Origin of the sequence: Shewanella sp. BJSY2023SW001, assembly GCF_047314685.1 — a bacterium.
GTDB lineage: Bacteria > Pseudomonadota > Gammaproteobacteria > Enterobacterales > Shewanellaceae > Shewanella > Shewanella indica.
In genome coordinates this window covers 113,481-120,630 of the sequence record NZ_JBKORF010000042.1, presented here as the reverse complement: position 1 = coordinate 120,630, position 7,150 = coordinate 113,481, and the positions used below count along the sequence as shown (strand labels likewise).

Below are 7,150 nucleotides of genomic sequence, written 5' to 3'. Positions count from 1 at the left end.
AAGCCCCACGTTAACGTGGGCACCATTGGTCACGTTGACCATGGTAAAACCACTCTGACTGCTGCTATCTCAACTGTACTGTCTAAGACTTACGGTGGTGAGGCTCGTGACTTCGCAGCGATCGATAACGCTCCAGAAGAGCGTGAGCGCGGTATTACCATCAATACCTCTCACATCGAGTATGACACTCCAACTCGTCACTACGCTCACGTAGACTGCCCAGGTCACGCTGACTATGTTAAAAACATGATCACCGGTGCTGCCCAGATGGACGGCGCAATCCTGGTAGTAGCTTCTACTGACGGCCCAATGCCACAGACTCGTGAGCACATCCTGCTGTCTCGTCAGGTAGGTGTACCTTTCATCATCGTATTCATGAACAAGTGTGACATGGTAGACGATGAAGAGCTGCTGGAACTGGTAGAGATGGAAGTTCGTGAACTGCTGTCTGAGTACGATTTCCCAGGTGATGACCTGCCAGTAATTCAGGGCTCAGCTCTGAAAGCTCTGGAAGGCGACGCTCAGTGGGAAGCCAAGATCATCGAACTGGCTGAAGCACTGGATTCTTACATCCCTGAGCCAGAGCGTGATATCGATAAGCCATTCCTGCTGCCTATCGAAGACGTATTCTCAATCTCTGGTCGCGGTACTGTAGTAACAGGTCGTGTAGAGCGCGGTATCATCAAAGTTGGTGACGAAGTAGAAATCGTGGGTATCCACGACACTACCAAGACTACCTGTACTGGTGTAGAAATGTTCCGTAAGCTGCTGGACGAAGGTCGTGCCGGTGAGAACTGCGGTATCCTGCTGCGTGGTACCAAGCGTGATGAAGTAGAGCGTGGTCAAGTACTGGCTAAGCCTGGTTCAATCACTCCACACACCAAGTTCGAATCAGAAGTTTACGTACTGTCTAAAGAAGAAGGTGGTCGTCACACTCCATTCTTTAAAGGCTACCGTCCACAGTTCTACTTCCGTACAACTGACGTGACCGGTACTATCGAACTGCCAGAAGGCGTAGAGATGGTAATGCCAGGCGACAACATCAAGATGGTTGTTACTCTGATCTGCCCAATCGCGATGGACGAAGGTCTGCGCTTCGCAATCCGTGAAGGTGGCCGTACAGTTGGTGCTGGTGTTGTAGCCAAGATCATCGCTTAATTGCGAGATAGGTTACTTTGAAAAGGAAGCTTCGGCTTCCTTTTTTGTTTTATAACCAAGTTACTTACACGCTTTGCTTCCTTCCTTTTATGCGCCAACGCTTAATTAATCCGGGATAGAGGATTTCTGCCTTAAGCTGTACCTTCATTTAAAGGGCTCACAGGGTTACGAGCCTGAATTGCACATAAATTCAACCTGCGCTTGTCGTGCACTAAAAACAGCTTGTTATTCATAAAGCTCACCTGAGCCTTGGATGGTTTGATGTCACCGAGACTTTGAACCTGGGTTAGTGCCAGTTCAAAGGCGCTTTGCTCCTCGGTCAGTGAATGGCACTCGAAACGATTGTTACCCTTGGTTCTTAACCACAACTGTGGCCCACAATTGCTGAAGCGGGCGCTGCCTGGCGCCAGACGGCGAGACGACTGCAATAGAAGATCTTTTTCCTGACCACTGCCGAGCATTTTGGAAAGCTTGCCCAAGAGGCTATCCGGCAGGCCATATTTGTATTCTGCCAATATAGTATCTTGAGTGCCTGGTGCCGATTGCCCCTGACAGAGGCAGAAAATCTGTTTGTCACAGACCTGGATCGCTTCAAGCCAGAGTGGGCTGCCTGGCTTTAAGGCGGTGAGCTCAGGTTCGTCCGGCTCCTTGTATCTGTTGACCAAGTGACAGTGATCGTCTTTGATAAATAGCCAGGAAATGGCTCGGCCCTTACGGGTATTGGGGGAACTCATTCGCAGTAGCAGTTGGTTGTCATCCAGCGGACAAAGCTGCAATGGCAGAAAGTGGAAGTGTTGCTGCTCCACAGTCATGGAAAGCACGTCCGGATTGGCAAAGGGGTAGTGCTGCGCCTGATCTTCTGCCGGTGACTGCCAGATCCAGAGCCCGGTTTCATCCACCAAGGTGAGTTGTTGATGCCAGAGGCAGACCTGGGGATGCCCCTTAAATTGAGTGAGATCCAGCAGCAAGCTGGGGGAGTCGGCCTCGGTAGGCCAAATGGCCAGCAGCGGCTTACCCTCAGACTCATCCCACAGAGTTAACGCCAGTAGTTCTGGGGCCAGGAAGCGGGCAGCCTCCAGTAACCAGCCTTTGTGGTTGAAATCCCACTCTCTGATGATACGGCTCTTGAGTCTGTGCATGAGATCTCCGGCAATAACAGCATTGGCATTGATTGTCGCAGAAACTGTGCAATAGATCTGCTACGAAAACAGAAATTTATCGACCTGTTTATCGGGAAACTTTGATCTGTTCCAGGCGCTATTCGACTGTGGGACTTGGCGGAGTTCAAAAGCTCCCGGGCACTAACGCCCCGGGCATTAACTCATAGTCACGACAGCGGGTAGCAGTTTGCCGGCGCGCCAGGAAAGAGGCAAAAGGCGTTTTATGTCCTAAACTTCTTTATGCCTGCTACTCAGCCACAGAGATCCCCATGACAAATAACAAGCGGCTCGAAACGCCCACGACTCTGGATGTACTCGATTCGGCCCAATGGCTGCATATCTCGGAAACGGTAAAACTCTTGTTGTTGTCGATAGCCCAGATAGAGTTGACCCTGACTGACGGTGAACACAATGTCACCGGTTTAGGGAGTCTGTTTACCGACATGGCGGAGCAATTGCGTGAGGTGAATGCCTGGTTGGAAACTCAGGAGAATACTCCGGCCGAGATCCTTGATCACGGTCGCCATCTGGCCGGTAAGGTCAATGAAGGCATAGTAGCTTTTCAGTTCTATGATCGTCTGTCACAAAGGCTCAACCATGTGGTGACCGGGCTGGCGCTGACTGAAGAAGTTCTGCGGGATGAGCATAGTCGCACCTCGGAACATGCCTGGAAAATGTTACAGCGTACGATTAAGTCGACATACTCGCTGGACTGTGAACGCAAAATGTTTGATCTTGTGCTGCAGGGAATGCCACTACACGAGGCTTTGAGCCAGTATCAAGATGAACATCTCAAGCAAAACAACAACCATATCGAACTCTTCTGACTTTCTACGCCTGTTTATTATTTCCCTGGCTCTGGCCTGGCAACCCGCCTGGGCCGGCAAGGCCTCCTTTAGCCAATTCTGTGAAGCGCTCAATGGCCATTGGCAGGGGGATGGCGCCCAAAGGGGGCAAACCCCGAAGGAGCTCAGCCTGGATGCCATCTGCAGTAAAGATAAGCGACAGTTGTTACTCAGCGTCAGTGAGGGCGTGCGCCACCCCCTGAGTGAAACCTGGTGGTTTCGAGACCAAGATCCCAGTGTGGGGCTCTGGTACTTTGACGGTGTGACCGAAGAACGCTTTCAATCCTTCACCCTTTACCATCAGGGCGGCGGATTTTCCCTGCTGGGTGAAGGGCGGTCCGGTGGACGTCCGGCGCTGATCCAACTGCTATTCGAAGCCGACAATGACGGCTGGCTCTGGCGCCAGAATCTGCACTATCTGGATGAGGACTCGGATAGCTATCAAACCTACAGAGCCATCTCACTGCAACATCGCTGATTTATTTAGCGCCGCTGAAACCCTGTTGACGCCATGCTTCATAGCTGATGATAGCCACTGCGTTGGAAAGGTTCAGGCTGCGGCTAGAGGGCACCATAGGGATCCTCAGTCTGTGCTCTGCAGCAATGCTCTGCAATATTTCCTGAGGCAGGCCACGGCTCTCTGGGCCAAACAAAAGCACATCCCCTTGCCGATACTCGAGCTCAGAATGTGGCCGGCTGCCTTTGGTGGTGCAAGCCAAAATACGTTTGCCCGCCATGGCCGCGAGAAAATGCGGGAAATCCGGGTAGCGGTTTACCCGGGTCAGATCGCCATAATCCAGCCCGGCCCGGCGCAGTTTTTTCTCTTCCAGATCAAAACCCAAAGGCTCTATCAGGTGTAGCTCGCAGCCGTTGTTGGCGCAGAGACGGATAATGTTGCCGGTATTGGGGGCAATTTCGGGTTCATAGAGGGCGATGTGGAACACGGGTTGACCTTATTGCATGCAGATGCGGGCATTATACCATTCCGCTAAGGAGTGTACTCTCTCAGTGAGAATGCAAAGTCGCTAGAAAGTAAAAAAGCCCCTTAAGGGGCTTTTTCAGGCGAGGTAATTGCTTACATCTCGTATTTGACAGTCAGGTAATAGAAGCGACCTATGTTGTCATAGCTGGCGCTGCCGGTACCTGTACCAGTGGTGCTGCCTGGCAGGTCACGGTCGAATGCGTTGTCTATCCCGAGACCGAACTCCAGACCATTGTCCATGGTGTAGGTGGCATACAAGTCGGTAACACTGTATGAACCATAGCTCATGACATTGGAGTAAGGCACGTCATAGTCGGCGTTGAACTGCGGAGTATACAGATCTACCGAGTCCAGATAACGTGTCTTCCAGTTCAGGTTCCAGGCGTCGTAGCTGTAGTTCAGTACCAACTGACCTTGCCACTGTGCTTCACCTATCGTGCCGGCATACTCTTCATAATCGGAGGAATCATCCTGGAAGGGATATTCGTTGCGCTCGATTAGATAGGTACCCAGTAGGTTGGTGCGCAGGTCACCGCCAAATAGCGGGAAGTCATAACCGATTTCGAAGTCGACCCCTGAGGCTTCCTGCTTGGCTATATTCTGCACAATCTGAGTGATGTTAGTGATCTCGTGTGAGGTGGCGTCACGGGTGAGCAAATCACAGTATTGGTTGTTGACCCCTGTGGGGGAGTCGATACAGCGATTGATAATATCCTGAGCAGCGATATTGGCGATAGCATCTGTGATTTCAATGTTCCAGTAATCCACCGTCATCACCAGACCTTCAACGAATGAAGGCTGATAAACCAGACCGACAGTGTAGCTGTCAGACTCTTCAGGCTCCAACTGGTCATTACCACCGGAAACCCCTTCGAGGGTTGCGCTGTCATAGCTGGAATCGAAATCAGTTGGTACCCCGAGTGCGGCGCAGTTGGCAGCACGAATCGCTCGTTGCTCTGGAGTTACCTTGGCCAGTTCGCTGGTTTTACAGGTGTCATCAACATTGAAGAAGTTCTGACCTTGGGCACCATAGTATTCGCTGATGTTAGGGGCGCGCAGAGCGGTAGACAGAGTCGAACGCAGGCGCAGCGAATCTATGATGGTCCAGTCCAGACCCAACTTCCAACTGGTAGCATCGCCAATGGTGGAGTAGTCAGCGTAGCGGACCGCGCCATCCAGAGTCAGGTTCTGGATACCAGGTAGGTCTTCCAGCAGCGGCACAGAGATCTCGGCATAGATTTCTTTGACATCGAAATCACCGCCTTCACTCTGCAGGGCGTTAAAGAAGGTGGCGCCGGTAGCGGCAAATGGATCTTCGTTGTTCTGACTCTTTTCCTTGCGGTATTCGATACCGGAAGCGAAACCTACCATACCGGCAGGCAGCTCAAACAGGGCAGAGTTGGACATAGAGCCGCCGATTACATACTGCTCGATTTTGAATTTACCTGTAGTGGTAGTACTGAACCAGTCGGCAGCTTCGCGGGTTACCGCTCCGTCACCAAACAGATTGACGGGCACACAACCTGCGGCCTGGGCATCTGTGTCACGACAGACAATTTCGCCGCTGACAGGATCGCGAATAGCATCTACAGACTGCTGGAAATTTTTATAGATCAAGTTGTTGTAATTGGTACGGGTCTGCTCTGTCTGACCATAGATGGCATAGGCTTCCATCTCCCAATCTTCCAGCACTATACCATTTAGACCGAGCACATACCTTTGGGTGGTACGCTCATCATCTTCGGTGCGGGGACCCAGATCCGACATAAAGCGGTTGACTACCACAGAGTCTGAGCCGACCTGATCCATCAAAGCGCCAAGTTCATCGGAAACGTAGGGGTTATCACGGGTTACTGTCGTATAGTCATCTCTGAAGAAGAAGAACGCCGGTTGCCCTGAAGTGGTGGCATTGGTTCGGCTCCACTTAGCCTCGAAATAACCGTTCAGGTTATCGGTAAAGTCATAGTTGGTCTTGAAGTTGATGGTGGTACGATCAAACTCGGGCTGCAGTTCTTCCCACTGACGCAGGTTGATATAGTCACAACCCTCACCGGCACATTTTATACCGTCCGTGATTTCACCTAGACCAATAGTTTTCGGAGTACCGTCCGGGTTGAAGCTATAATAACCCGGTGTTCCGCCATAGAAGCCAACAACACCGGCATTATTGATCCCCCAGTAACCGGCATTTGGCAGCAGCTGCTTAACAGTGCTGTCATCGATAGTATTATTGAGCTCGCTCCAAGAAACCGCTGTTTGGTCACGTTCCAGCATTCCGAGGCGATCTTGCTGTGAGTATTCGACCGAGATAGCCGCGTTACCGCGATCATTATCAAAGTTGGAACCATAGGCCAGACTGAAGCGCTGGTTATTGTAGTCGCTGTCATCGGCAATACCGGCGGCAGCAGAGGCTGAGAAGCCTTCAATCTTCTTCTTCATCTTGAAGTTAACAACACCGGTAACCGCATCGGCACCGTAAATCGCCGAGGCGCCACCAGTGATGATTTCAACACTATCGACCCATTCGGTTGGAATGGTGTTCACGTCGACAGAGGATGTGCCTGGGCTACTGGCCACATGACGCTTGCCATCGACCAGTACCAGGGTTCTGGCTGCGCCCATGCCACGCAGATCCAACAAGTTCAGACCGGCAGTACCGATAGAGCTTCCCGAGTTGGCCAGTGAGTAAGTGTTTGCCAGAGCTGGCAGTTCGTTGAGTGCTTCACCTATGTTAACGGCCCCTGTTTTAATCAGAGACTCGCCCGAAATAACGGTAACCGGGCTGGGGGCAATAGCGCCCTCACGCATAATGCGTGAACCTGTTACCTGGATTTTTTCAATCTGCTGCTCATTTTGTTCCTCTGCCATGGCCGGAGAGGCCACTGCCAGAGAAGCAAAACCCGTTGCTGCAAAAAGTGAAAAGCGAATGGCGTTCGCCAGCAATTTCTCTTTTAACATACCAACTCCCTATGAAATTGTTTAGATATTGTTATTTATGTTTCTTG

6 protein-coding genes are annotated in these 7,150 nt (G+C 51.4%); 3 read left to right on the top strand and 3 right to left on the bottom strand.

Going from position 1 to position 7,150, the window contains the following annotated elements; genetic code table 11:
- Window positions 1–1,158, top strand: a 1,158-nt coding sequence (tuf, locus tag ACMHXH_RS10320; protein ID WP_413738001.1) for an elongation factor Tu, incomplete at its 5' end; no start/stop codon positions are given.
- Window positions 1,159–1,289: 131 nt separating this feature from the next.
- Here tuf and ACMHXH_RS10315 read toward each other — a convergent pair.
- A complete protein-coding gene (locus ACMHXH_RS10315; protein ID WP_039034725.1) occupies window positions 1,290–2,297 on the bottom strand; it encodes a hypothetical protein in 1,008 nt (335 codons plus the stop codon).
- A 290-nt stretch (window positions 2,298–2,587) separates the two neighbouring features.
- On the opposite strand from ACMHXH_RS10315, the gene ACMHXH_RS10310 reads away from it, so the two are divergent.
- Window positions 2,588–3,145: a hypothetical protein gene (locus ACMHXH_RS10310; RefSeq protein WP_071476347.1), complete on the top strand. Its 558-nt coding sequence runs from the start codon at window positions 2,588–2,590 to the stop codon at window positions 3,143–3,145.
- The gene (locus tag ACMHXH_RS10305) at window positions 3,102–3,641 is read left to right on the top strand and encodes a hypothetical protein (RefSeq protein ID WP_071476348.1); all 540 of its coding nucleotides are present in this window, start codon (window positions 3,102–3,104) and stop codon (window positions 3,639–3,641) included. The genes ACMHXH_RS10310 and ACMHXH_RS10305 overlap by 44 nt, the downstream gene beginning before the upstream one ends.
- A 1-nt stretch (window position 3,642) precedes the next feature.
- On the opposite strand, the gene ACMHXH_RS10300 is transcribed toward ACMHXH_RS10305, so the two are convergent.
- Together ACMHXH_RS10300 and ACMHXH_RS10295 are read right to left on the bottom strand one after the other, a co-directional pair.
- Window positions 3,643–4,107: a tRNA (cytidine(34)-2'-O)-methyltransferase gene (locus ACMHXH_RS10300; RefSeq protein ID WP_025010760.1), complete on the bottom strand. Its 465-nt coding sequence runs from the start codon at window positions 4,105–4,107 to the stop codon at window positions 3,643–3,645.
- A gap of 131 nt (window positions 4,108–4,238) precedes the next feature.
- Window positions 4,239–7,103: a TonB-dependent receptor plug domain-containing protein gene (locus ACMHXH_RS10295; RefSeq protein ID WP_083399802.1), complete on the bottom strand. Its 2,865-nt coding sequence runs from the start codon at window positions 7,101–7,103 to the stop codon at window positions 4,239–4,241.
- Window positions 7,104–7,150: the final 47 nt, after the last annotated feature.